This window comes from Providencia sp. wls1922 (assembly GCF_009706505.1).
Classification (GTDB): domain Bacteria; phylum Pseudomonadota; class Gammaproteobacteria; order Enterobacterales; family Enterobacteriaceae; genus Providencia; species Providencia lanzhouensis.
In genome coordinates this window covers 1-25,622 of sequence record NZ_WLUG01000106.1, presented here as the reverse complement: position 1 = coordinate 25,622, position 25,622 = coordinate 1, and the positions used below count along the sequence as shown (strand labels likewise).

20 protein-coding genes are annotated in these 25,622 nt (G+C 45.0%); 9 read left to right on the top strand and 11 right to left on the bottom strand.

Features of this window, described 5'->3' with window-relative positions; genetic code table 11:
- Positions 1-8: 8 nt before the first annotated feature.
- Positions 9-944, bottom strand: coding sequence for a formate dehydrogenase accessory protein FdhE (fdhE, locus tag GKR71_RS14915; protein WP_154634505.1), 936 nt, complete (start codon positions 942-944; stop codon positions 9-11).
- A gap of 316 nt (positions 945-1,260) precedes the next feature.
- Between fdhE and GKR71_RS14910 the strand changes: the two genes are divergently transcribed.
- Entirely contained in the window at positions 1,261-1,914 is a 654-nt protein-coding gene (locus GKR71_RS14910; RefSeq protein ID WP_036950690.1) for a YoaK family protein, read from the top strand.
- 70 nt (positions 1,915-1,984) lie between these two features.
- Here the strand turns inward: GKR71_RS14910 and fdoI are convergent, their stop codons facing one another.
- From fdoI to fdnG, 3 genes are read right to left on the bottom strand one after another with little or no spacing between them, the layout of a single operon-like run.
- On the bottom strand, positions 1,985-2,641 hold the full coding sequence (gene fdoI, locus GKR71_RS14905; RefSeq protein ID WP_036950687.1) for a formate dehydrogenase cytochrome b556 subunit: 657 nt from the start codon (positions 2,639-2,641) through the stop codon (positions 1,985-1,987).
- Positions 2,638-3,582, bottom strand: coding sequence for a formate dehydrogenase subunit beta (gene fdxH, locus GKR71_RS14900; protein WP_154634504.1), 945 nt, complete (start codon positions 3,580-3,582; stop codon positions 2,638-2,640). The genes fdoI and fdxH overlap by 4 nt, the downstream gene beginning before the upstream one ends.
- An 11-nt stretch (positions 3,583-3,593) precedes the next feature.
- Positions 3,594-6,641, bottom strand: coding sequence for a formate dehydrogenase-N subunit alpha (gene fdnG, locus GKR71_RS14895; RefSeq protein WP_080684239.1), 3,048 nt, complete (start codon positions 6,639-6,641; stop codon positions 3,594-3,596).
- A 175-nt stretch (positions 6,642-6,816) separates the two neighbouring features.
- On the opposite strand from fdnG, the gene fdhD reads away from it, so the two are divergent.
- Positions 6,817-7,647 carry a formate dehydrogenase accessory sulfurtransferase FdhD gene (gene fdhD, locus GKR71_RS14890; RefSeq protein ID WP_036950679.1) on the top strand — a complete coding sequence of 277 codons (831 nt, stop codon included), beginning with the start codon at positions 6,817-6,819 and terminating at the stop codon, positions 7,645-7,647.
- A gap of 97 nt (positions 7,648-7,744) precedes the next feature.
- Here fdhD and mnmE read toward each other — a convergent pair whose 3' ends face one another.
- The 5 genes from mnmE to rpmH form a co-directional block, all read right to left on the bottom strand.
- Positions 7,745-9,109: a tRNA uridine-5-carboxymethylaminomethyl(34) synthesis GTPase MnmE gene (gene mnmE, locus GKR71_RS14885; RefSeq protein ID WP_036950677.1), complete on the bottom strand. Its 1,365-nt coding sequence runs from the start codon at positions 9,107-9,109 to the stop codon at positions 7,745-7,747.
- A gap of 111 nt (positions 9,110-9,220) precedes the next feature.
- Positions 9,221-10,882 (bottom strand): membrane protein insertase YidC, encoded by a 1,662-nt coding sequence (gene yidC, locus GKR71_RS14880; RefSeq protein WP_036950675.1) that lies wholly within the window; start codon positions 10,880-10,882, stop codon positions 9,221-9,223.
- 2 nt (positions 10,883-10,884) lie between these two features.
- Positions 10,885-11,145: a membrane protein insertion efficiency factor YidD gene (gene yidD / locus GKR71_RS14875; RefSeq protein ID WP_006660611.1), complete on the bottom strand. Its 261-nt coding sequence runs from the start codon at positions 11,143-11,145 to the stop codon at positions 10,885-10,887.
- Positions 11,109-11,468, bottom strand: coding sequence for a ribonuclease P protein component (gene rnpA, locus GKR71_RS14870; RefSeq protein WP_006660612.1), 360 nt, complete (start codon positions 11,466-11,468; stop codon positions 11,109-11,111). The genes yidD and rnpA overlap by 37 nt, the downstream gene beginning before the upstream one ends.
- A gap of 18 nt (positions 11,469-11,486) precedes the next feature.
- On the bottom strand, positions 11,487-11,630 hold the full coding sequence (gene rpmH / locus GKR71_RS14865) for a 50S ribosomal protein L34 (protein WP_004906236.1): 144 nt from the start codon (positions 11,628-11,630) through the stop codon (positions 11,487-11,489).
- Positions 11,631-12,433: 803 nt separating this feature from the next.
- Between rpmH and dnaA the strand changes: the two genes are divergently transcribed.
- The 5 genes from dnaA (at position 12,434) to GKR71_RS14840 (ending at position 21,714) form a co-directional block, all read left to right on the top strand.
- Positions 12,434-13,825, top strand: a complete 1,392-nt coding sequence (gene dnaA / locus GKR71_RS14860; protein ID WP_230085097.1) for a chromosomal replication initiator protein DnaA — start codon at positions 12,434-12,436, stop codon at positions 13,823-13,825.
- 5 nt (positions 13,826-13,830) lie between these two features.
- Positions 13,831-14,931, top strand: coding sequence for a DNA polymerase III subunit beta (dnaN, locus tag GKR71_RS14855; RefSeq protein WP_036950669.1), 1,101 nt, complete (start codon positions 13,831-13,833; stop codon positions 14,929-14,931).
- Positions 14,932-14,940: 9 nt separating this feature from the next.
- Positions 14,941-16,035 (top strand): DNA replication/repair protein RecF, encoded by a 1,095-nt coding sequence (gene recF, locus GKR71_RS14850; protein WP_036950667.1) that lies wholly within the window; start codon positions 14,941-14,943, stop codon positions 16,033-16,035.
- 18 nt (positions 16,036-16,053) lie between these two features.
- Positions 16,054-18,468 carry a DNA topoisomerase (ATP-hydrolyzing) subunit B gene (gyrB, locus tag GKR71_RS14845; protein WP_036950665.1) on the top strand — a complete coding sequence of 805 codons (2,415 nt, stop codon included), beginning with the start codon at positions 16,054-16,056 and terminating at the stop codon, positions 18,466-18,468.
- A gap of 258 nt (positions 18,469-18,726) precedes the next feature.
- Positions 18,727-21,714, top strand: a complete 2,988-nt coding sequence (locus GKR71_RS14840; protein WP_154634503.1) for an autotransporter domain-containing protein — start codon at positions 18,727-18,729, stop codon at positions 21,712-21,714.
- Between the two features lie 97 nt (positions 21,715-21,811).
- Here GKR71_RS14840 and asd read toward each other — a convergent pair whose 3' ends face one another.
- Positions 21,812-22,918, bottom strand: coding sequence for an aspartate-semialdehyde dehydrogenase (gene asd, locus GKR71_RS14835; protein WP_036950661.1), 1,107 nt, complete (start codon positions 22,916-22,918; stop codon positions 21,812-21,814).
- A 325-nt stretch (positions 22,919-23,243) separates the two neighbouring features.
- Here asd and GKR71_RS14830 point away from each other — a divergent pair, with 325 nt between their 5' ends.
- Together GKR71_RS14830 and yidZ are read left to right on the top strand one after the other, a co-directional pair.
- Positions 23,244-24,428 carry an MdtL family multidrug efflux MFS transporter gene (locus GKR71_RS14830; RefSeq protein ID WP_036950659.1) on the top strand — a complete coding sequence of 395 codons (1,185 nt, stop codon included), beginning with the start codon at positions 23,244-23,246 and terminating at the stop codon, positions 24,426-24,428.
- Entirely contained in the window at positions 24,421-25,386 is a 966-nt protein-coding gene (gene yidZ, locus GKR71_RS14825) for an HTH-type transcriptional regulator YidZ (protein ID WP_036950656.1), read from the top strand. Before GKR71_RS14830 ends, yidZ begins: the two co-directional genes overlap by 8 nt.
- A 74-nt stretch (positions 25,387-25,460) precedes the next feature.
- Here the strand turns inward: yidZ and ykgO are convergent, their stop codons facing one another.
- On the bottom strand, positions 25,461-25,586 hold the full coding sequence (ykgO, locus tag GKR71_RS14820; protein ID WP_006660624.1) for a type B 50S ribosomal protein L36: 126 nt from the start codon (positions 25,584-25,586) through the stop codon (positions 25,461-25,463).
- Between the last annotated feature and the right edge of the window lie 36 nt (positions 25,587-25,622).

The window sequence follows — 25,622 nt, the reverse complement described above, 5'->3', positions numbered from 1 at the left end:
CTAACAGATTATTTTTCGCCAGGGAATAAGAACGGGTTAATGCTGCTACGAGCAAAACCTTCTTCTTCCATACGTGCATCTAAAATGATCGAAGCTAAATCATCCGCTACCGCTTCCACTTTGGCTTCTTTCTCTTGGTATAAGACTTTCAGATAGCTACCACAGTCACCGCAACTTTCTGCTTTCACTGCCGCATTTTCATCATCCAGAGACCAGTAATTCAGGTCACGAGTTTGTTCGCAGTTACTGCATTTCACACGAACCATGTGCCACTCTGTTTCACACAGTGTGCAGTGCAAATAGCGTAAGCCTTGGCTAGTCCCAATTTGTACAATGCTAGAAACAGGCATGCTGTTGCACACTGGGCAGTAATGACGGTGATCTCCGTGTTCTGCGCGAGCTTTACCTGGAATATTGGAGGCCATTTGTGCCCAATAGACAGACAATGCCGCCCAAATGAACATAGATTTATCCGCAGGGACTTTTTCAAACTGTTCGTTTAACAGCGCAGTTGCCATCTCTTCGAGTTCAGCTTCTGATGCTTTTTCTAAGTTTTCCAAGGCAGTACGGACAGAATCTGGCACGATCGGCATCAATTCGGCGATGATTGAACGTAATAATTTGTGCCAGTGATCCGTGCGTGGGAATGTTTTTGCATCTAATGGTGCAGTATTCGTTGCCATTGAACGCGCTAAAACCGCTTCCATATCCATCTCTAATGGATTGTCATGTTGCGCATTATTTTGTGCCGTTGCCACTTCCGCAGCGAAGTTCAGATAATCTGCAAAAGGATGTTCACCAACGCCTAACTCTTTTAATCTTTCTGCACGACGTTGATAAAGGCTTTTTAAATTCGGGAATAAAACAGGCGGAATAAAGCCGATGCCTTTCTCTTTTAATCTCTCTTGACCTAATTCTTCTTTCGGGACGATACGAATACCCATTGCTCTCTCTCTTTTATATTTTTTATAACAACTTACTCCGAGAAATTGCCTATTCGCATTTCCCCGCAAGCCTCTAAGAAAATATTCGATTAACCAGCAAGTCTTGCCGTTTTACCCGTCAGGATAAAACAAAAGTCGCTGATAGGCTACTCTAGCCCTCCGAATATTCACCGTTGTTAACCCTGGTTTGTATGTGGAAATAACAAATTGGTATTAGGGCATTTTTATTTGATATAACTACTGTTATTTCCATGATGTTAATCCAATTGGCACATATAATAGTGTGCTCTCTATCCGCATCATAAAGGGCAACAATATGACGTCATTATTTCACTTCGAAGCGAAGTCTCACACACCCTTCTTTTTATTGCTTGCCTTTATTGGCGGATTTGTCGATGCCTGCTCATTTGTCATCTTTGAGGTATTTACTGGCCACCTGACGGGAAATAGCATTTTAAGTATGATTTACCTCGCCAAAATGAATATTGGCATGTTGCTACTCTCTGCAATTTCCATATTAGGATTTTTTGCAGGAACATTTTTGGGTTCTTGGATTCGGCTCAAGCATAGCGCAATCGTGTTATACCGCTTTGTTCTAGGTCTGGTATTTTTAATATTTAGTGGTGTTTTCACTATTTATTTTTTCATCCAGCCTTTGTATTCACCTGATTTAGCCATTTTGCTGATCAGCTTATCAATGGGAATTCAAAATGGTTATTTTAATAAGGCAGGAACAGTTGGGATCCACTCCACCTATGTCACCGGCATGACCACATCCTGCATTAATGCCTTTTTGAAAAATGTGCCCGGGGACAGTAGCAAAAAAGTTTTACTCTTGGCTGTACTCTCTTTTATTACGGGGGGATTAGCGGGCGGGGTTTTATCGGTGAATTACCAATATGTCGGGTTTTCTGCCGTATTAGTTCTCTTGGGATGTGCGCTAATTTACAGCTTCACAATCCGTGATTAGCACTATCTATTTTAGTGATAAAAAAGCCCACAACCAATGTTGTGGGCTTGATTCATCGAGACAAAAACACTTAGTTTTTCTCTTGCTGCTCTTGTTGCTGTTTCTCTTTAGCAACTAGCTCGCGGTACCAACGTGGGTGGTGCTTTCTCGCCCAACCACGTGTTACCCAACCTTCAACCATCGCACGCACAGAGCCTTTGACCCAAATTGCCGCATACGCATGCACAACAATCATCAGGATCAAGCCAATGGCTGACAGCGAGTGAATAAGAATCGCTGCACGGTACACTGGGATTGGGAAATAGTCCGCGAAGAATGGGCGCCACATAATCACGCCAGTGACAACCAATGCCAGTAAGCAGATAGTGACCACCCAATACACCCCTTTCTGACCGAGGTTATATTGGCCTACGTCGCCAGCTTCTTCGTTTTTCAGTACCTTACCGATATTTTTCCCCCACTTGATATCTTCTTTATTAATGAAGTTATGGTGGAAATAACGGAAGAACATAAAGACGAACAGCAAGAACATCGCCGTACCCACAAATGGATGCAAAATTCGAGACAGTTGTGGCGTGCCTAAAATGTTCATAAACCAGTTCAGCGATGGGAAGAAAAAGCCCAGCCCGCTGATAGCCGTGAACAAGAAGCAAATCACAACCGCCCAGTGATTAATCCTTTCAATCGGTTTGTGGCGAATAATTTTGTCGTTATCATCTGGCATCATTTCTGATCCTCCCCTTCTTTTGATTTCGAAGTGTCAGACGACATTGCGTTATGCAAATCTTCTAGAGCCTCTTCTTCATCTTTCTTGGAGACGCGGTTTGGACCAATTCCCACATAGTGGAAAATTGCCGCCGCAAATGTTGCCGCAAAACCAACCGCAGCAATCGGCTTCCAGATACCTTTCCAGAAGGTAACTGTTGGGCTGATGGTCGGGTTTTCTGGTAATCCGTGATACAACTGCGGCTTATCTGCATGGTGCAATACATACATAACGTGCGTACCGCCCACACCTTGTGGATCGTATAAACCTGCGTTTGCATAACCACGAGTTTTCAGCTCTTCAACACGCTCGCCAGCCATGCCAATCATGTCTTCTTTGCTACCAAAATGGATAGCGCCAGTTGGACATGTTTTCACACAAGCAGGCTCTTGACCGACTTCAACACGGTCGACACACAGCGTACATTTGTATGCGCGGTTGTCTTCTTTGTTGATGCGTGGCACGTTGAACGGGCAACCCGCGATACAGTAACCACAACCGATACAGTGTTCAGATTGGAAATCCACGATACCGTTTTTATACTGGACGATTGCGCCTTCTGATGGGCATGCTTTCAGGCAGCCCGGATCAGCACAGTGCATACAGCCATCTTTACGGATCAGCCATTCAAATTTATCGTTCTCTTCCACTTCAGAGAAGCGCATTACTGTCCATGACTTAGCGGTTAAATCCGTTGGGTTGTCATACACCCCAACGTTTGTTCCGATTTTGTCGCGGATATCGTTCCATTCGGAACACGCAACCTGACACGCTTTACAGCTGATACAGGTTGTGACGTCAATCAGCTTTGCAACTTCTTCCTTATAGTCCCGCACCTGAGGTGCGGGCGTCAGGGAATTGGTGGCCGAGCGACGAATAATGTCCTGAGATTGCATTGACATAATTTATCTCCTTACACCTTTTCCACGTTGACAAGGAATGATTTAAATTCCGGCGTCTGAGTATTCGCATCACCCACATATGGCGTTAATGTGTTGGTGATAAAGCCCTTCACTGCAACACCTTCAAAGCCCCAGTGAATTGGAATACCGATGGTATCGATGTCTTTTCCATCCACTTGCAGAGTTTTAATACGTTTAGTGACCACGGCTTTCGCTTTGATGTAACCACGCTTAGAACTGACCTTAACCGTATCGCCTTGCTCGATGCCTTTTTCTTTCGCTAAACGTTCACCAATTTCAATGAACTGTTGAGGTTGGATAATGGCATTTAACAGCGCATGCTTCGTCCAATAGTGGAAGTGCTCAGTTAAGCGGTAAGTGGTACCCACGTATGGGAACTCAGTCGCTTTACCCATTTGCGCCCAGTCGTCTTTAAACACACGAGCAGCAGGGTTTGACACCACATTTGGATGCAGCGGGTTAGTATCCAGCGGCGTTTCGATTGGTTCGTAATGCTCTGGGAATGGACCTTCTGCCATCTTATCCAGTGCAAATAAACGACCCATACCTTCAGGCTGCATGATAAATGGACCGACACCGCTTCCTGGGGCTGCAGTGCTGTAGTCTGGAATATCCATACCTACCCACTTGCTACCATTCCACTCAAGGATTTGGCGCTTCGGATCCCATGGTTTACCCATTGGGTCAGCCGACGCACGGTTATAAATCACGCGGCGGTTCAGTGGCCATGCCCATGCCCAACCTAATGTGTTACCCAGACCCGTTGGGTCGGAGTTATCACGGTTAGCCATTTGGTTACCTTTCGGCGTCCAGCTACCAGAGAAGATCCAGCAACCACTAGCCGTCGTACCGTCATCACGTAATTGCGCAAACGAACTAAGCAGTTCGCCTTTTTTCACAATCACGTTGCCGTCAGCATCTTTCAGGTCTTCTAATGCGTAACCGTTGCTTTCTTGAGCCACTTCTTCCGGCGTTGGATTATCGCGGTCGAGGTAATCCCAAGTCATGCTCAGAACCTGTTCAGGTACTGCGCCGCCTTCAGTTTCATACATTTGACGCAGGCGATGGTAGATACCTGACAGGATTTCACCATCACTGATAGCTTCACCTGGGGCGTCTGCACCTTTCCAGTGCCACTGTAACCAACGTGCTGAGTTAACAATTGAACCGTTTTCTTCAGCGAAACAGCAAGATGGCAGACGGAACACGGTGGTTTGAATCTCTTCCGGTTTCACATCGTTCATTTCGCCGTGATTTTGCCAGAAGTTTGCAGTTTCTGTGTTCAGCGGGTCGATAGTAATTAAGAACTTCAGCTTAGAAAGCGATTTCGAGACTTTGTTCTTGTTCGGGAATGAGGCTAATGGGTTAAAGCCTTGGCAGATATAGCCGTTAACTTCGCCCTTATCCATCATTTCAAAATAACGTAGAACGTCGTAGCCCTGATCCCACTTAGGTAACAGGTCGAAGCCCCAGTTATTCTCTTTCTGCGCTTTATCGCCATAGAAAGTCTTCATTAAACTGACGAAGAATTTAGGGTAGTTGCCCCAATAGTTCACCTGACCAGCAACGGTCGCTTTTGGTGTATTCGCCGCTAAATAGCTTTCTAAGGTTGTTTGTTTTTCTGATGGTAATGTCAGGTAACCCGGTAAGCTCTGAGATAACAGACCTAAGTCAGTCAGACCTTGGATGTTGGAGTGTCCACGCAGTGCGTTCACACCACCACCTAACATACCCATGTTACCAAGCAGTAACTGGATCATCGCCATGGTACGAATGTTCTGCGCACCAACGGTATGTTGAGTCCAACCCAGCGCATATAAGAAGGACGCTGTTTTGTCTTTCGCGCTAGTTTCTGCAATGTATTCACAGACTTGCAAGAAGTCTTTGATTGGCGTACCACAGATGTTGTTAACCACTTCTGGGGTATAACGGCTCACGTGCTCTTTCAATAGGTTCAGAACACAACGTGGGTTTTTCAGAGTCGGATCGCGCAGCGCTAAGCCGTTCTCATCCATCTCGTAGTTCCACGTGGTTTTATCATATTGACGTTTTTCTGCATCGTAACCGGTGAACAGACCGTCATCAAAACCGAAGTCTTCACGAATAACTAAGCTGGCGTTGGTGTACGCCTCAACGTATTCACGTTGAATTTTTTCGTTATCCAGCAAGTATTTGATAACACCTGACAGGAAGGCAATATCGGTACCTGAACGGATAGGCGTGTAAAAATCCGCCACAGCCGCAGTACGGGTAAAGCGTGGATCGATAACGATTAATTTTGCTTTATTGTGGATTTTCGCTTCCATCGCCCAGCGGAAACCGACTGGATGCGCTTCTGCCGCATTACCGCCCATAACGACGATCAGGTTTGCGTTTTTAATGTCAACCCAGTGGTTGGTCATCGCACCGCGACCAAATGTTGGAGCAAGACTTGCTACCGTTGGTCCGTGTCAGACACGCGCTTGGTTATCCACGGCAAGCATGCCGAGGGCGCGACTAAATTTTTGGGTTACAAAACCTGTTTCGTTACTTGCCGCTGATGCACACAGCATACCGGTGGTTAACCAACGGTTGACCGTTACACCATCTTTATTCTGTTTAATGAAGTTTGCATCACGGTCTTCTTTCATTAACTTGGCGATGCGGTCAAACGCGTCGTTCCAAGTGATGCGTTTCCATTCATTAGTGCCTGGTTCGCGAACTTCTGGATACTTGAGTCGACTCTCACTGTGGATAAAGTCGATTAATCCTGCACCTTTAGGACAAAGTGCACCACGGTTTACCGGATGATCCGGGTCCCCTTCGATATGAAAAATGCTTTCTTTCGCATTCTTCGCGCCATCACCTAGGCTGTACATTAACAGCCCACAGCCGACAGAACAGTAGGTACAGGTATTTCGAGTCTCTTTTGCACGCAGTAGTTTATACTGGCGTGTAGAGGCTAATGCAGTTGCTGGAGCAAAACCCAGCGCTGCTGCCGTTGTACCTGCCATACCGCCAGCGCAGATCTTAAAGAACTGCCTTCTGCTGACTTGCATGGGGGATCTCCTCATATACATTGCTCATGTTTACCTAACTTCGTCACAAAATTTGAGGTAAACTGTTCTTATTCAACGTCTTCCTTACGTATTCAGGTTCATTGCCTGATCAATGGTGTAAATTCTTTTTACCCATATCGAATATTATGTATCATTAGTGATAGGAATTCATCTAATGTATGAAACAAATACTACAAATAACCCTAAATTATCTAAAATGATCGGCGTTCAATCCACAATCGTGCAACAAAAAAATAACCTCGGTTCACTGGTTAATGATTTCGTTGCGGAGGAAGTCCCTGTCGCTCTCGTTTATAACGGGATATCTCATGTGGTAATGATGGCGACACCCAAAGATCTGGAAGATTTTGCTGTCGGATTTTCATTATCAGAAGGGATAATACAATCCCGTGATGAAATTCGCGGAATTGATATTGCGCAAGGTTGTCACCGAGGCATTGAAGTTCATATTGAGTTATCAAGCCGCCGTTTTATGGCGCTCAAAGAGCGTCGTCGTAATCTGACTGGGCGAACTGGCTGCGGTATTTGTGGTACAGAACAGCTCGATGAGATATTTAAGCCTATCACTCCGCTGCCATTCACTCAAACATTCTCATTATCTTATCTCGATAACGCTCTACAAGAATTGAAGACAGTTCAAGAAATTGGCGCATTAACCGGTTGTACTCATGCCGCTGCGTGGATCTCACCTGAAGGTCGCCTAGTGGGCGGATGTGAAGATGTGGGCCGTCATGTTGCGCTAGACAAGCTACTGGGAATGAAAAGCCGTTCTGATTGGCAGCAAGGCGCTATTTTAGTGTCTAGTCGCGCAAGTTATGAAATGGTACAAAAAGCCGCAAGCTGCGGTGCGGAAATTCTATTTGCGGTTTCAGCCGCAACATCATTGGCGATTGAAGTCGCCGAAAAAGCCAATTTAACGCTGGTCGGTTTCTGCCGCCAAGGTAAAGCCACCGTGTTTACCCATCCGAGCCGGGTGATAGACTAACCAGTATTCACTCACCGCCTAAATGAATTTACATGCAATGTCTGTGGGCTAGAACCATTTTCCCGATGTCAGGAAAATGGTTTTTTATTTATCTTAATCACTTACCAATACAGAAACTCGAGAAAATACGCCCTAACAAATCATCGGAGGTAAACTCACCGGTGATTTCGCTCAGTTCTTGCTGAGCTAAGCGTAACTCTTCAGCCAGCAGCTCACCGGAGCGAGCGTTCACTAACTGGTCATAGCCTTGTGCAAGGTGGGTTGCGGCATTGTTCAATGCTTGTAAGTGGCGACGACGGGCAAGGAAACCACCTTCTGTGTTGCTATTGAAGCCCATGGTTTCTTTGAGGTGATCACGCAGCAAATCGATGCCTTTTTCTTCACGGGCAGATAAACGGATCAGTGGGTAACGGGCATCAGCGACAAATTCTACAGATTCCCCTGTTTTGTCTGCTTTATTACGAATAACCGTGACTGGCAATGTTTCTGGCAAACGAGCCATAAATTCAGGCCAAATCTCTTGTGGCTCCGTAGCATCTGTCGTGGTGCTATCTACCATAAATAGCACACGGTCGGCTTGTTCAATCTCTTTCCATGCTCGTTCAATACCGATACGTTCAACTTCATCGCTGGCTTCACGTAAACCAGCGGTATCAATGATATGCAGTGGCATACCATCAATATGAATGTGTTCACGTAGGACGTCACGGGTAGTCCCCGCAATATCCGTCACAATCGCCGCTTCGCGCCCCGCTAATGCATTCAATAAGCTAGATTTGCCCGCATTTGGACGACCTGCAATCACCACTTTCATACCTTCGCGCAGCAAACTCCCTTGACGAGCCTGTGAACGGACATCTTCTAAATCCGCCACCACTTCGTTTAGTTTAGCTTCAATTTTACCGTCAGATAGGAAATCAATTTCTTCATCCGGAAAATCAATCGCCGCTTCCACATAGATACGCAAGTGAGTAAGCGCTTCCACCAATTGATGGATATGAGAGGAAAAGGCACCCTGCAAAGAGTTCATCGCTGAACGCGCCGCTTGTTCTGAACTCGCATCAATCAGGTCGGCAATCGCTTCGGCTTGCGCTAAATCGAGTTTGTCATTTAAAAATGCACGCTCAGAAAATTCCCCCGGATTGGCAATACGGATATTGGCAATGGTCAGAATTCTTCTGAGTAATAAATCGAGAATAACAGGACCGCCATGCCCTTGTAGTTCAAGAACATCTTCCCCAGTGAAAGAGTTAGGTCCTGGGAAATAAATAGCAATCCCTTGGTCAAGAACAGAGCCATCTGCATCACGAAATGGCAGATAATCGGCATAGCGCGGCTTCGGTAACTTTCCGAGTACTGTTTCAGCAACAAGGGCTGCTTGCGGGCCGGATACACGTAAAATTCCAACCCCACCACGACCGGGAGCGGTTGCCTGTGCGACGATAGTATCGTTGATTTGCATGATGTTTCTCTGTCTATGACTAAAAAAATTGAGGCGACCCTAAATGGATCGCCTCAATGTTACTATAGAATCTGGCTTTGTGAAGCCCTCTAAACTCGATTGGAATTTAGATTATTTCTTCGCTTTCTTATCACGGCTATGTAAGCCACGTTTTTCCAGACCACGGTAAATAACCTGCTGCTGGATAATGGTGACTAAGTTGCTCACGATATAGTACAGAACCAGACCTGATGGGAACCACAGGAAGAACACGGTAAATACGACTGGCATGTAAGTCATGATCTTCTGCTGCATTGGGTCAGTCACGGTAGTTGGTGACATCTTCTGAATAACAAACATCGTCACACCCATCAGCACTGGCAGGATGTAGTACGGGTCTTGTGCAGACAAGTCTTGGATCCAACCAAAGAACGGTGCATGACGCAGTTCAACAGAACCCATCAACATGTAGTACAACGCAAGGAAGATTGGCATTTGAATCAGCAGCGGTAAACAACCACCCAGTGGGTTTACTTTTTCTGATTTGTACAGCGCCATCATTTCTTGGCTCATGCGTTGTTTATCGTCACCAATACGCTCACGCATTGCAGCCAGTTTAGGTTGCAGTAAACGCATTTTCGCCATTGAGGTGTACTGCGCTTTAGTCAGCGGGTACATAATACCACGGACGATAAAGGTGATAACGATGATGGCAATACCCCAGTTACCAACGAAACCGTGAATGAATTTCAACAGTTTGAACAGTGGCTGAGAGATAAACCATAACCAACCGTAATCTACGGTTAAGTCTAAATGAGGAGCAACTTCCGCCATTTCTGACTGAATTTCAGGACCAATCCACAGTGTAGAAGAGTAGGTCGCAGCACCATTTGATGCGATGGTCAGAGGTTCACTCTTATAACCAACGATGGCTGATTTCTTATCGAGATCAATGGTGTAGAAAGTGCTTTGCTCAGAAGAAGCTGGGATCCACGCAGTTGCAAAGTATTGTTGCAGCATCGCGACCCAACCACCTTTGGTTGTCAGGCTTAAGTTTTTATCTTCGATGTCACTGAAACTATATTTTTTATAGTTATTTTCATCAGAAGAGTAAGCCGCACCGCGGTAGGTATGTAGAGCAAAGTTACTGCTGCCAGTGTCACGTTGTTCTGGTAAAGCGATGGTTTGCTTTAATTGTCCGAAGAACGCAAGTGTTAAAGGCTGTGCAGTTGGGTTTTGAATGTTGTATTCAACATCAACAGTGTATTTGCCACGCTTCAGAATGTACGTCTTCTGATAAACCACACCGTTATTATCGGTGAAGGACATCGGAATACGTAATTCGTCTTGACCATCTTTTAACTCAAAGCTTGCTGCATCTGAAGTATAAAGAGGGCGCTGACCATTGTTATTCGCTGGGTTGTCTGGACCATGAGGACCGATCAGACCACTTTGAGCCTGATAAACAAAACCTGGTGTGGTTTCCAATAAACGGAATGGGTTTGGTGAATTCAGGGTTGCTGGATAGGCTAACAGGTCAGCCTCATCGATATCACCACCACGAGTATTGATACGAATATCAAGTACGTCGGTTTTGACGGCAATAAGCTTACCTTGTTCACTACCTGTGACCGCTTGACCATCATTGCTTGCACTGCTCGGCATGTCCGTCTTTTGCTGAGAAACTTGAACAGCCTTGGTTTCCTGAGCAACTTTATCGCTCTCCCAAGCCTGCCAAACTAAGAACGACACGAACAACAAAGCGATGAGTAGAAGATTGCGTTGGGAATCCATCGTTATAATTCTCTATTATCATCAGTTTTTCTAGGTGGGACAGGATCATCTCCACCAGCGTGTAAAGGGTGGCATTTTAATACGCGTTTGGCAGTTAACCAACTACCTTTTAGCATACCAAACCTGCGCAATGCCTCAATTCCGTAATTAGAGCATGTGGGATTGAAACGACAACGAGGTCCTAACAACGGACTAATAGCCAGTTGGTAACCTCTGATCAGCATGATCAGGACTTTTGAGCCAAGCGACGGTGACGACGCCATAACTTATCCAATGATTCCGTAATCTGTTGATTGTCGAGATCGGCTACCCCTCTGCGAACCAGAACCACAAAGTCCATTGAAGGCAACTCATGTTGATGCAAACGAAAATATTCACGGGCTAATCGTTTGATACGATTACGCTCATGAGCACGTTTAACATTTTTTTTGGCGATGGTAAGACCGATGCGGGGATGCCCCAGCTCGTTAAGGCGACCAAGGATTGTTATCTCTGGGGAACTCGCCCTCTGCGGCTGCTTGAAGACATTGTCGAAATGCCTGGGAGTTAACAAACGTAACTCCCGGGTAAAAGCGAGCGTAACCACTATAGAGGGCTAGCTTTATTACTTAGATGAAACGGTCAGACGAGCGCGGCCTTTAGCACGACGGCGAGCCAGAACCTGACGACCATTTTTAGTGGCCATACGAGCACGGAAACCGTGTGAACGGTTGCGCTTCAGTACGGACGGTTGAAAAGTGCGTTTCATAACGATTTCTACCTAACTTTAAAATTTATTACTGATTCAGTAAACGCGTTGGCAACCAGTGGAAACTGATTTACACCTGTGCCTCTATCGCAACAATATAGAAAGAGGCAGGATTGTAATAAAACATAGGGGGTCACGTCAATAAAATGACGTAATCAAACCACTTTTTATTTAAACCTGGCTGACCGGTTTGCCGATATGTGCCGTGACAAGCTACGTATGGAACTCATTTATGCTACCTTTTAGGCAAGTCTAACAGTTTAACTTTCAATCAACTCAAGCGTTTATTGACGTTACCCATAAAACCATGCTGCCTAAATTCATCATAAAAAGTGACATTCGCAGTGTACACAGGGAGGAAGATTATACGGACTCCTCCCTAAAGCGCAAGGATCTTAGCGGGATCCGAAAATATTTTTTGATCTTGGGAGATTATTTCTATATATAGGCTAAAGTTATCCCCAGACATGTGGAAAATTTGTCGTTGCCCGCGATTACCCAGCAAAATTCTCCCCTATCAGAGCCGCCTTATCACATTTGCCTGTGGATAAAAAGCATAAAAACTGTGTAAAAGAATAGAGATCTTGAGTGAATTTTGCGGTATGATCGCAGGTCTATTTCTGATCGGAGGATCAGGAATATGCTGTGGATAGATATGGTGAGTAAAAGTTAGTCAAACACCTTCTCTGGCCCCCTATTCTCTTAGTGACCACGAAAAGTGACTAATGGAATAGTTGCCAGTAAAAAAATTCTTAACGAAATCCGTAATTCTTGTTTCATTGACCTTGTTAGGGGAGTCCAACGTGTCACTTTCGCTTTGGCAGCAATGTCTTGCCCGATTGCAGGATGAACTACCTGCCACAGAATTCAGTATGTGGATACGCCCTCTTCAAGCTGAATTAAACGATAATACACTGGCACTGTATGCCCCGAATCGTTTCGTCCTTGATTGGGTGAGAGATAAGTACATCAATAATATCAATGAATTATTGAATGACTTTTGCGGTTCTGATGCCCCTGCTCTACACTTTGAAGTAGGCAATAAACCGATGACCATCGCGCCGGTGAGCCCTCAAGTACGCACTAATAATGAAATGCCTGCGTTCGCCGCACCATCTGCACCAGTAAAGCCAAGTTGGGACAACTCAGCTAAAGTTCAACCAGACGTGTCATACCGTTCAAATGTGAACCCAAAACACACGTTTGATAACTTCGTTGAAGGTAAATCAAACCAACTGGCTCGCGCGGCAGCGAGGCAAGTTGCTGAAAACCCTGGCGGCGCTTATAACCCACTGTTCCTTTATGGTGGAACAGGTTTAGGTAAAACGCACTTATTACACGCCGTGGGTAATAGCATAATGCAGCACAAGGCCAACGCTCGCGTGGTCTATATGCATTCTGAACGATTTGTACGAGATATGGTCAAAGCATTGCAGAATAACGCCATTGAAGAATTCAAGCGCTATTACCGTTCTGTCGATGCCTTGCTGATTGATGATATTCAATTTTTTGCTAACAAAGAGCGTTCACAAGAAGAGTTTTTCCATACATTCAACGCCCTGCTTGAAGGCAATCAACAAATTATTTTGACCTCCGACCGTTATCCTAAAGAGATTAACGGCGTAGAAGATAGATTAAAGTCCCGTTTCGGCTGGGGTTTAACCGTTGCGATTGAACCACCTGAGTTAGAAACCCGTGTGGCTATTTTGATGAAAAAAGCCGATGAAAACGAAATCCAACTGCCCGGTGAAGTGGCATTTTTCATCGCAAAACGCTTACGTTCTAATGTGCGTGAGTTAGAAGGTGCATTAAACCGCGTTATTGCTAACGCGAATTTTACCGGTCGCGCTATCACTATCGATTTTGTTCGAGAAGCATTACGTGACCTATTAGCACTGCAAGAAAAGCTGGTAACTATTGATAATATTCAGAAAACTGTTGCTGAGTACTATAAAATCAAAGTCGCTGATTTACTTTCTAAACGTCGTTCTCGTTCTGTCGCTCGTCCGCGTCAGATGGCAATGGCACTGGCGAAAGAGCTGACAAACCATAGTTTACCTGAAATCGGGGATGCTTTTGGCGGTCGTGACCACACTACAGTGTTGCACGCTTGTCGTAAAATTGAACAATTACGAGAAGAAAGCCATGACATCAAAGAAGATTTTTCAAATCTAATCAGAACATTATCATCTTAATTGCTATGAAATTTATTATAGAACGCGAGCAGTTATTAAAACCGTTACAACAGGTTAGTGGCCCTTTAGGTGGACGTCCAACGTTGCCTATTTTAGGAAACCTTTTACTTCAGGTAAAAGAAGGTGCCCTGCAACTGACGGGAACCGACCTAGAAATGGAGATGATGGCCAATGTTCCGCTCACTCGTGAGCATGAAATTGGTGCCACCACGGTGCCTGCGCGCAAGTTTTTTGATATTTGGCGTGGTTTACCGGAAGGTTCTGAAATCCAAGTCGAGCTTAATGATGACCGACTGCTTGTGCGTTCTGGACGCAGCCGTTTCTCATTATCCACTTTACCTGCTGCTGACTTCCCGAACTTAGATGACTGGCAAAGCGAAGTCGAATTCTCTCTGCCTCAATCCATACTGAAACGTTTAATTGAAGCGACCCAGTTTTCAATGGCGCACCAAGACGTTCGTTATTACCTGAACGGCATGCTGTTTGAAACAGAAGGGCAAATGCTGAGAACTGTCTCCACAGACGGTCACCGCCTTGCAGTTTGCTCAATGGATATTGGTCAAGAATTGCCATCCCATTCTGTGATAGTACCTCGCAAAGGTGTCATGGAACTGATGCGCCTACTCGATGGTGGCGATGCGTTATTGCAGCTACAAATTGGTAGCAACAATATTCGTGCTCATGTTGGCGACTTTATCTTTACCTCTAAACTCGTTGACGGTCGCTTCCCTGACTACCGCCGCGTTCTGCCAAAAAATCCAGATAAAACCTTAGAAGCTCGCTGTGATTTGCTCAAACAAGCTTTCTCACGCGCAGCGATTTTATCTAACGAAAAATTCCGTGGCGTACGCTTATTCTTCAGTGAAAACCAATTACGCATCACGGCGAATAACCCTGAGCAGGAAGAAGCGGAAGAGATTGTTGATGTGAATTACCAAGGTGGTGAGATGGAAATTGGCTTTAACGTCAGTTACATCCTCGACGTCTTGAACGCGCTGAAAAGCGAAAATGTCACCCTGTTTTTAACGGATGCCGTTTCTAGCGTACAAATTGAAGACTCAGCAAGCCGCTCTGCGGTCTATGTTGTTATGCCAATGCGTTTATAATCAGTCCGTATGATCCTTTCGCGTTTATTGATCCGCGATTTTCGTAATATAGAAGACGCCGATCTCTCCCTTGCAACTGGGTTCAATTTTTTAATTGGACCTAATGGGAGTGGCAAAACCAGTGTACTGGAAGCAATTTATACACTTGGTCATGGACGAGCCTTTCGCAGCATTCAGGCGAATAGAGTTATCCGTCATGACCAAGAACAATTTATTTTACATGGTAAACTGGGACACTCAGACACCGAACGTAAAACATTGTCGCTGGGTTTGAGTAAAAACCGAGAAGGCGACAGCAAAGTCCGAATTGATGGCACCGACGGGCATAAAATTGCGGAACTCGCAAAGTTATTGCCAATGCAGCTCATTACCCCTGAAGGGTTTACCTTGCTGAATGGCGGTCCAAAATATCGACGTGCGTTTATCGATTGGGGATGCTTTCATAATGAAGCCCTCTTTTTTTCAACGTGGTCGGACTTAAAACGTTTGTTAAAGCAGCGGAATGCGGCTTTACGACAAGTGACTCGTTATGAGCAAATTCGCCATTGGGATCAGCAACTCGCCCCAATTTCCGAACAAATTAGCCAATGGCGCGGCGAGTATATTGCAGGTATCGCAGAAAATATTGAGCAAACCTGCAAACAATTTTTACCCGAATTTTCACTCTCAGTCTCTTTCCAGCGTGGTTGGGACAAAGAAATTGATTATTCAGAACAGTTAGAGCGGCAGTTTGAGCGCGATAGAGCGTTAACCTACACCGCATCGGGGCCACATAAAGCTGACCTGCGAATTCGAGCCAATGGCATTCCCGTTGAAGATATGCTCTCTCGCGGTCAACTGAAATTATTAATGTGTGCACTCAGGTTAGCGCAGGGTGAATATTTCACCCAACAGAGCGGGCAACAATGCCTGTATCTACTGGATGATTTTGCTTCAGAACTTGATTCTGGTCGCCGGCAATTATTAGCGGCTCGACTCAAAGCTACGCAAGCACAAGTGTTTGTAAGTGCTATTACACCGGCGCAAGTCAATGATATGATTGATGCCAACAGTAAGATGTTTAGTGTAGAGCAAGGCAAAATAGAAGTTCAACCTCAGGAATAGAAAGAGCAGGAAACGTTGATGTCGAATACATATGACTCCTCAAGTATCAAGGTATTAAAAGGACTGGATGCGGTGCGTAAGCGCCCGGGCATGTATATCGGTGATACCGACGATGGAACAGGTCTTCATCACATGGTCTTCGAGGTTGTGGATAACGCTATCGATGAAGCCTTAGCAGGTTTCTGTGACGATATCGTCATCACTATCCATGCCGATAACTCCGTCTCTGTCCAAGATGATGGACGTGGTATCCCTACGGGCATCCACGAAGAAGAAGGTGTCTCCGCTGCAGAAGTCATCATGACTGTTCTGCATGCTGGCGGTAAATTTGACGACAACTCCTATAAAGTTTCCGGTGGTCTGCACGGTGTAGGTGTTTCGGTTGTTAACGCCTTATCTGAAAAACTTGAATTAGTGATCCGCCGTGATGGTAAAGTCCACGAGCAAGTGTACAAGCACGGGGAGCCACAAGGTCCTCTGACTGTGGTTGGTGAAACTGACCAAACAGGGACTCGCGTACGTTTCTGGCCAAGCATGGATACCTTCAAAGGTGTCACCGAATTCGAATACGACATTCTGGCAAAACGCTTACGTGAACTTTCATTCCTAAACTCAGGAGTTTCCATCCGTTTAATTGATAAACGTGATGGCAAAGAAGACCATTTCCACTATGAAGGTGGGATCAAAGCATTCGTTGAGTACCTGAGCCGTAACAAAACCCCAATCCACCCATCCGTATTCTATTTCTCCACTGAGAAAGACGGCATCGGCGTGGAAGTTTCCATGCAATGGAACGATGGTTTCCAAGAGAATGTTTACTGCTTTACCAACAACATTCCTCAGCGCGACGGCGGTACCCACTTAGCGGGCTTCCGTGCTGCGATGACCCGTACCCTGAACAACTACATGGAAAAAGAAGGCTACCAGAAGAAAAGCAAAGTCAACGCAACAGGTGACGATGCTCGTGAAGGCTTAATTGCCGTTATTTCTGTGAAAGTGCCAGATCCAAAATTCTCTTCTCAGACCAAAGAAAAACTCGTTTCTTCAGAAGTAAAAACTGCTGTAGAAACCATGATGAATGAGAAGCTAGTTGAATATTTATTAGAAAATCCAAACGACGCTAAAATCGTTGTTGGAAAAATCATTGATGCTGCTCGTGCACGTGAAGCTGCACGTAAAGCGCGTGAAATGACCCGCCGTAAAGGGGCATTAGATTTAGCAGGCTTGCCGGGTAAACTGGCAGACTGCCAAGAACGTGACCCAGCATTATCTGAACTGTACTTGGTGGAAGGGGACTCTGCGGGCGGCTCTGCAAAACAAGGTCGTAACCGTAAGAACCAAGCAATTTTGCCACTGAAAGGTAAAATCCTAAACGTGGAAAAAGCGCGTTTCGATAAAATGCTCTCTTCCCAAGAAGTTGCAACACTGATCACCGCATTAGGCTGTGGTATTGGTCGTGATGAATATAACCCAGATAAACTGCGTTATCACAGCATCATTATCATGACGGATGCCGATGTCGATGGTTCGCACATTCGTACGTTACTGTTGACCTTCTTCTACCGTCAAATGCCAGAAATCGTTGAACGTGGTCACATCTTTATTGCTCAGCCGCCACTGTATAAAGTAAAACGCGGTAAACAAGAGCAATACATTAAAGACGACGAAGCGATGGACGACTATCTGATCTCTATCGCGCTGGATGGCGCTGAGCTGCACTTAAGCGCAGAAGCCCCAGCAATGAAAGGCGAACAACTGGAAAAACTGGTTGTTGAATACAATGCTGCACACCGTATTATCCGCCGTCTTGAGCGCTTATATCCACAAGCGCTGCTGAACAGCTTAGTGTATCAATCCACACTGACTGAAGAAGCACTGAAAGATAGCGCGCAAGTTGAAGAGTGGGCAAAAACCTTAGTGGCACGTTTAGAAGAGAACGAGCAAGCGGGTAGCTCTTACAGCTATATCATTCATGAAAACCGCGAGCGTCAACTATTCGAACCAACTATTCGTATCCGTACCCATGGTGTTGATAGCGACTACAACCTCGATTTCGACTTCGTTCATGGTAGCGAATACCGCCGTATCACCGAATTAGGTGACATCATCGGTGGATTAATCGAAGAAGGCGCTTATATTCAACGTGGTGAACGTCGCCAGAATATCGACAACTTCGAGCAAGCATTAGATTGGTTAAGCCGTGAATCTCGTCGTGGTTTATCCGTACAGCGTTATAAAGGTCTTGGTGAAATGAACCCAGAACAACTTTGGGAAACCACCATGAACCCTGAAACTCGCCGCATGATGCGTGTAACGGTCAAAGATGCCATTGCAACTGACCAGCTGTTCACTACCCTGATGGGGGATGCGGTTGAACCTCGCCGTGCCTTTATCGAAGAGAACGCCTTAAAAGCCGCGAACATCGATATTTAATCGATTTTCCAGAGAAGTTATTAAATAACCCTATACTTCGGTATGGGGTTATTTTTTTATTTAATTTTAATCTTAAGTATCTATCTATTATTAATTCCAATTCAAATTTAATTAAATAAAATGACTAATTGAATTTCATTAATAGAATGAAGAATAAAAATAAAGTTTGTCTCATTTGATTTTTAATTTATAGAAAATAAAAATTACCGCATTAAGATGAAATAGATTTTACCCTTTCTAAAAATCTATAGGTCTATAATGAACAAAATAACTCCTGCTGTATCGCTCAGTTTATTTGCTCTATTTAATACCCAGATTACCTTTGCAAACTCAGATTATATCGATGCCAGTAAATTCATCATTGATCAGCGAAATCAGCGATTTGACGAACTAAAAAACCAAATCATCCCGCCGTACCCAGCCCCGCAGTCTCAAGCGGCGCAATGGGATAAAGACGTTAGCCAGCAAGCAACGCAATTAACAGGAAAGCGCAAAAAGAACGCTGAAAAAGATAAACAAAGCACACCAGAATATCTTTTTAACATTTACCTAGAATACGTATTTAATAAAAAAGGGTTTAATTATAATGATTTTAAACAAATTAAAGCCTATAACCGTTTAAATAATTTATTCCATTTAGCCACCTTTGCAGATGACCCAATTCAAAACCGAGCTCGCTCAATGGATTTTATTCTCAAAGACTATTATTTACGTGGTCGCCCAAATCAAGTTCTCGATGATAAAGGCGAATATCTCCTAAACTATGTCGATATTACAGGCTCTTCTTACCCAAGCGGACATACTTGGAATGGATTTAAACAAGCGGCTGTATTTGCCACAATTTTTCCAGAAAAAGGAGCTCAATTTTTTGATAGAGCCATCGGCTACGGGGAAAGCCGTGTGATTGTCGGCGCACATTTCCCCACCGATACCATTGCCTCGCGCGCCGCCAATTATTATCTTCTCGCCCATTTACTGAAAGAGGATAAAACCGCCAATGCACTGATTAGCCAAGCCAAAGAAGTACGCCAAGAACTGAACACTCAATGCACCATCAATGAAAAAAAATGCAAACCACCGATAGGCTCACTTCCCTCTTTTAATGAAAACCTAGGTTATTACGCTAAGCAAAGTGAGCAGCCATCTCAGGCACTTCGCGTTGATCAAGTCCCTGCTGACGCCGCGTATTTACTACGCTCTCGCTTTGCCTATCTTAATAAATCTCAATGGCAGCAAATTATTGCAGGCACCGCCTATCCCACTAACTCTTTAGCGGGCTGGGAAGCTAAACAAAATCAACCCGAAAGCCACTGGGGGCTGATTAACTTACCGAAAGCCTATAAAGGGCCTACGCATTTCGCTGAAGATTGGGTCGTCAATCAACGGGTAACTCAAGACGACGTTGCAAACGTCGGCATTACCGATATTTGGAGTAATAACATCGATGGCAAAGGGCGGTTAATCAAACAAGGGGAAGGCTCATTAACCTTAGCTGGAATTAACCATTTTGCAGGGCTTGAAATACAGCAAGGCCGTGTGGTTTTAGTACAAGAAAACCACTTAACAGGCCCCGTCAATGTCAAGGGTGGAAAGCTTGAGGTCAAAGACATCCTACATGCGCCAGTCAACGTCACCAATGGCACATTACAGCTCACTCACAGCATTAAAAATACAGTGACATTAAACCAAGGAGCCCAATTTATAGCTTCTGGCTCGGTTGATGACTTAGTGGTTAATAGCGGTGCTATCTTAACCCCTGGAGATAATCTTAAAGACCCAACACGGCGTATGACGGTGAATAATACTGCTACCTTCCAACCCGGCAGTGCATTCCATGTGAGTCTTCAAACAACACACACACAGGAATTTGATGCCCTACATGCTGGCGGTACTGTGACTATTAACGGCGGTAAGGTCAAAGTGTTCTTCGCTGAAGAATCACCGCCATTCAATGAACGTATACCAAATGAAGATGAAATTCAGGGGCGATTTAGAACCGAATACAACATTATTCGCGCCCCCAATATCCAAGGGAAATTTGATAGCATCGAACCTAACTACCTGTTTATTGGTACTACATTGAATTATGGTACTGATCCTCGCTCCCCCTCGATGAAACTGGTTACACTCAATGTCGGTCGTAGTGAGCTGGCTTTTGATTCATTTGCAAAAACGCCAAACCAAACCGCCATCGCTCACGCCCTTGAAGATCTTCCATTGAATAACACTCTGTATAAACGCTTAATTCTCAGCAAAACCACAGCAGGGGTTTACGACCTTCTTCACACTCTATCCCCACAAATTCATATCGATACCCTAGCTAGCCAATTGAATAACCATCGCCAATATCACGGTACGCTGCTGCAACAAACTCGCGTATCGGAAAACATCGTCAAAGAGCGTGGAGATAACCGTGGCAATGTGTGGGTAAATATTCCCTACCATTGGGACAGAACCCAAAGCGATGGAAATGCTTCCGGCTTTACAAACAGCAATTATGGCGTGTTCTTAGGGGCTGATAAGCATTTCTTCAATGATGACGTTATCTTTGGAATGAGCACCGGTTTTACCAAAAATTCCGTCTCTGGCGGAGTTGGTCATAGCCATAGTAACAACTATTATTTAGCCGCTTACGGTTCCCTGCAATTGGCACCAATCACCTTACGCGCAGGGCTTGGACACACATGGTACACCATCAAGACCGATAGAACAGTCACTTCATCCATTTATTCCGATCACAATACCGCCGACTACAAAGGCAAAACCAACCACCTGTTTATAGAAGCGGCTTATCCGTGGAAATCGGCATTCATCAACGCCGAACCGTTTGCAAACTTTGCCTTTACCAATGCCGAAAGCCATGGATTTAAAGAAAAAGGGGAAAAAGCCTCGCTGGTGACAGGTCGCCAATCCCTCGATGCCACGACCACAACGCTGGGAATACGTTTAGATAACCAATGGAAAGTGGGTAATACATCCTCAATCGATGTACACGGGGAATTCGGCTGGCGGCATCAATATGACAAGCGGGAGCGTGAAATGGCTTTCCGATTCGCCCACCGAGACCTGCTTGCACCACCGCTTAACTATCAGGGGATTAATGCGCCGAAAAATGGCATGGCTATCAAACTGGGTTCCAGCCTTCAGCTGACAGACAATTTCAAACTATCCATGGATTACAGCCAATTTACTGCTAAGGGGTATTTAGAAAATAATCTTGATGCCAAATTGTTAGTGTCGTTTTAATTCATCAATACCGCAAACATTAGCATAATAAAAAATGGCACCGGAGCGTTTAATCACTCTGGTGCCATTCCTATTTCTGCCTGTTAAGAGAAGCGAACTACAGCAGAATTCTCAACATACGGCGCAAAGGCTCCGCAGCCCCCCACAGTAACTGATCGCCCACGGTAAAGGCTGAGAGGTACTCAGGACCCATATTCAACTTACGCAGACGCCCTACTGGCGTGCTCAGAGTACCCGTCACTGCCGCAGGAGTCAGTTCACGCATCGTGATTTCACGGTCATTCGGTACCACTTTCACCCACTCATTATGGGAAGCCAGTAATTGCTCCACTTCGTTCAGTGGCACATCTTTTTTCAGTTTCAGCGTGAACGCTTGGCTATGGCAGCGTAATGCACCCACACGAACACATAAGCCATCAACCGGAATAATATTGCTGCCTGTTGCCAGAATTTTGTTGGTTTCCGCCTGCCCTTTCCACTCTTCACGGCTTTGACCATTTTCTAACGCTTTATCAATCCACGGGATCAAACTGCCCGCTAGCGGAACACCGAACGCATCCGTAGGCATGGAACCACTGCGCGTAAAGTCTGTGACTTTTTTCTCGATTTCTAAGATAGCTGATGCCGGGTTTTGCAGCTCTTTCGCCACTTGTGCGTGTAAAGAACCCATTTGTGACAACAGCTCACGCATATTGCGTGCACCCGCACCGGATGCTGCTTGATACGTAGCCACGGAAGCCCACTCAACCAAGTCATTCGCAAACAGACCGCCCAACGACATCAGCATTAAACTCACCGTACAGTTACCGCCGACGAAGGTCTTAATGCCTTTATTTAAGCCGTCTTGGATATGCTGATGGTTCACTGGGTCTAAAATAATAATCGCATCGTCTTTCATACGCAGTGCAGACGCGGCATCAATCCAGTAACCTTTCCAGCCCGCTTCACGTAATTTTGGATACACTTCATTGGTATAATCGCCGCCTTGGCAGCTAATAATAATATCCAGTGCGCTCAGTGCATCGATATCAAATGCATCTTGCAACGTGCTGCGATGACCACCAAAAACAGGCGCCTCAGCCCCATGCTGGGAGGTGGTAAAAAAGACCGGGTGAATAACGTTAAAATCCCCTTCTTCTACCATTCTTTGCATCAATACGGAGCCGACCATTCCGCGCCAGCCAATAAACCCTACATTTTTCATTCTCTTCACCCTGTCTGTTTACATACATCACCCAAAAAATTTCTATCCTCGACTTTCACTTTGCCAATCGAAGCTGGAAATTTTTCGGAAAGATAAAATTCAGAAATCATCAATCAACCGTATTAAACGTGACAAAATATGAACCAGTGTGCAAGTGAATTTCATCACTAATAGCAAGAAGATTAGTAATGACGCTAATAATTAGTAAAAACTTATTGGTTGATAATTTCCATTTTGGAAAATACTATTTTCCAATTAATCCATACATTCCATCATTCAACCCCATTAAGATTAGCGAGTTAATCCTCACAAAGTAGCGTATCTCATGACCAAATATGTCCTTTTCAGTTTCTGGATCGTCCTTATCTATCCTTTGGGCGTTGACCTCCATTTAACCGGTATTCCTTATATTGCCGCCGATTTAAATGCCAATGAAAGCCAGCTCCATGTGGCATTTTCTATCTATTTAGCGGGTATGGCATCCACCATGTTAATTGCCGGATGGTGTGCCGATCATATTGGTCGAAAACCTGTCGTTTTAGTCGGTACGATGGTATTTGCCATCGCCTCTGTGATCGCCGGAAATGCCACCGCCATTGATACCTTCTTAGTATCGCGATTCTTTCAAGGGATTGGCGCAGGTTTCTGTTATGTCGTGACCTTCGCTATTTTGCGTGATGTACTGACACCGCAGCGCCGCACCAAAGTGCTCGCCGCAATGAATGGTGTGACCTGCATCGCGCCCGTGTTAGCGCCTGTCATTGGATTTGCCATTTTGCTGATTCACCATTGGTCGGTGATGTTCTACTTTATGGCAGGTTATGCGGTTATCAGTATGCTATTTTGCTTAATCTCAATTAAAGAAACTAAGCCTTCTTCAGCATCACCAGCTATGCAATCGAATGCCCAACCAGTCACAGAAGAAAAGCTATTTAGCACCTTCTTTGTCACGCGCTTGATTATTTCCTGCTTCGGCATGGGCGTGATCCTGACTTACGTGAACGTCGCCCCAATTATCTTGATGGAAAACCTCGGTTTCACAACCGGCCAATACTCTACCGCCATGACCTTACTGGCGATGGTGAGTATGGGAACCTCATTCTTGATGCCAAAACTGATTTCGACATTTAATAGCCATACCTTGCTCAACACAGCCCTAAGCCTGTTTCTAGTTAATGGCATCCTGCTCTTCATCTATCTGCTGGCTCTCCCTCATTTGGCGCTGCTGTACATCGTCTTCGCCTTCTGCGGTATTGGTTTCTCAATGCAGTTTGGCATCATTATGAGCCAAGCACTGTCACCATTTGCCCAAAAAGCGGGTATTGCCAGTTCTGTATTGGCCATCTCACAATTAAGCTGCGCCTCAGCGTATATTTGGGTGATGGGTGTGATGGGCGTTCCATCAATCAGTATGTTGTTAATTATCTTGCTTGCGGCGGGAATGATTGGCATGGTGTTGCTAAGAGTGCCCACCACGCAAGTCAACCAACAGGTCGCTACATGTGAATAAGCAACTGCATCGATTAGACTTAAATTTACTGGTTATTCTGCAATATCTGGTGGAAGAGCGCAGTGTTAGTCTCGCAGCTAAACGCCTTGCAATCACCCCATCATCGGTCAGTAAGTCGTTGTCTAAACTGCGCCAATGGTTTGATGACCCTCTATTTATCCGCAGCCCACAAGGGCTGCTTCCTACCCCACTCATGCTACGCATTGAAAAATCACTGCCTGAGTTTTTAAATCTCTCACACTATATTGCTGAAATTCGTGATACCGAGAAACCACGAGGCATGACTTTCCGCTTAATGATGGAAGCACCGTTAAACTTAATCATGCTCCATGATTTATCCCTGAATATCCTCAATCAATATCCAGAATCCGAGGTCATTGTACGAGATTGGGATTATAACTCGTTGGCAGCACTGATTGCGGGGGATGCCGATATTGGGTTAGTCGGTCGTGAAAGTTTTCATTTATCTAGAGAGTCGATAAGCCAACTACCCGATATTCTAAATTTCGAAGTGTTATTCACCGATAAACCTCTGGCGTTTATCCGCAGTGACCACCCCATTTTGCAAGAAGAATGGACGTTGGCAAATTACTTGAAATATCCCCATATCAGCACTGAATTTGGCAACCGTATTCCGTGGGCGCTCGATGATTTACTGGAAACCATGGGGTTACATCGCCAAATCCATTTATCCTTTTCGACCTTTGAACAATCCCTCTTAATGGCTTCTCGCCCCGACCATAACCTTATTACAAGCTCCCCGGGCTATTGCCAACACTATGTTAATGATTTTAATCTTGATTTAGTCTGCCTTCCTCTTCCTGTTGATGACATTCTCTACCAGCAGCTCGAAATCCCTTTTTTGATGCTGTGGCACAAACGTAATTCCTATAACTCAAAAACCTTATGGTTAAGAGAGCAGATCAAAAACAGTACGCTTGAGTTTGTAACAATATAAAAAAACGCCATGGCAAGGAGTATGAATTGCCACGGCGAAAGCAAGGATGCGAAGAAACAGAGAATAACGGAATACTAACCTTGAACGGCTTTGAAACGAGGATTGGTTTTACAAATTACGTAGATACGACCACGACGACGCACAACTTGGCAATCAGGATGGCGCTGCTTAGCGGTTTTTAATGAGCTGAGGACTTTCACGGTAACTCCCAATAACTATTTAATGTAAATAAAATA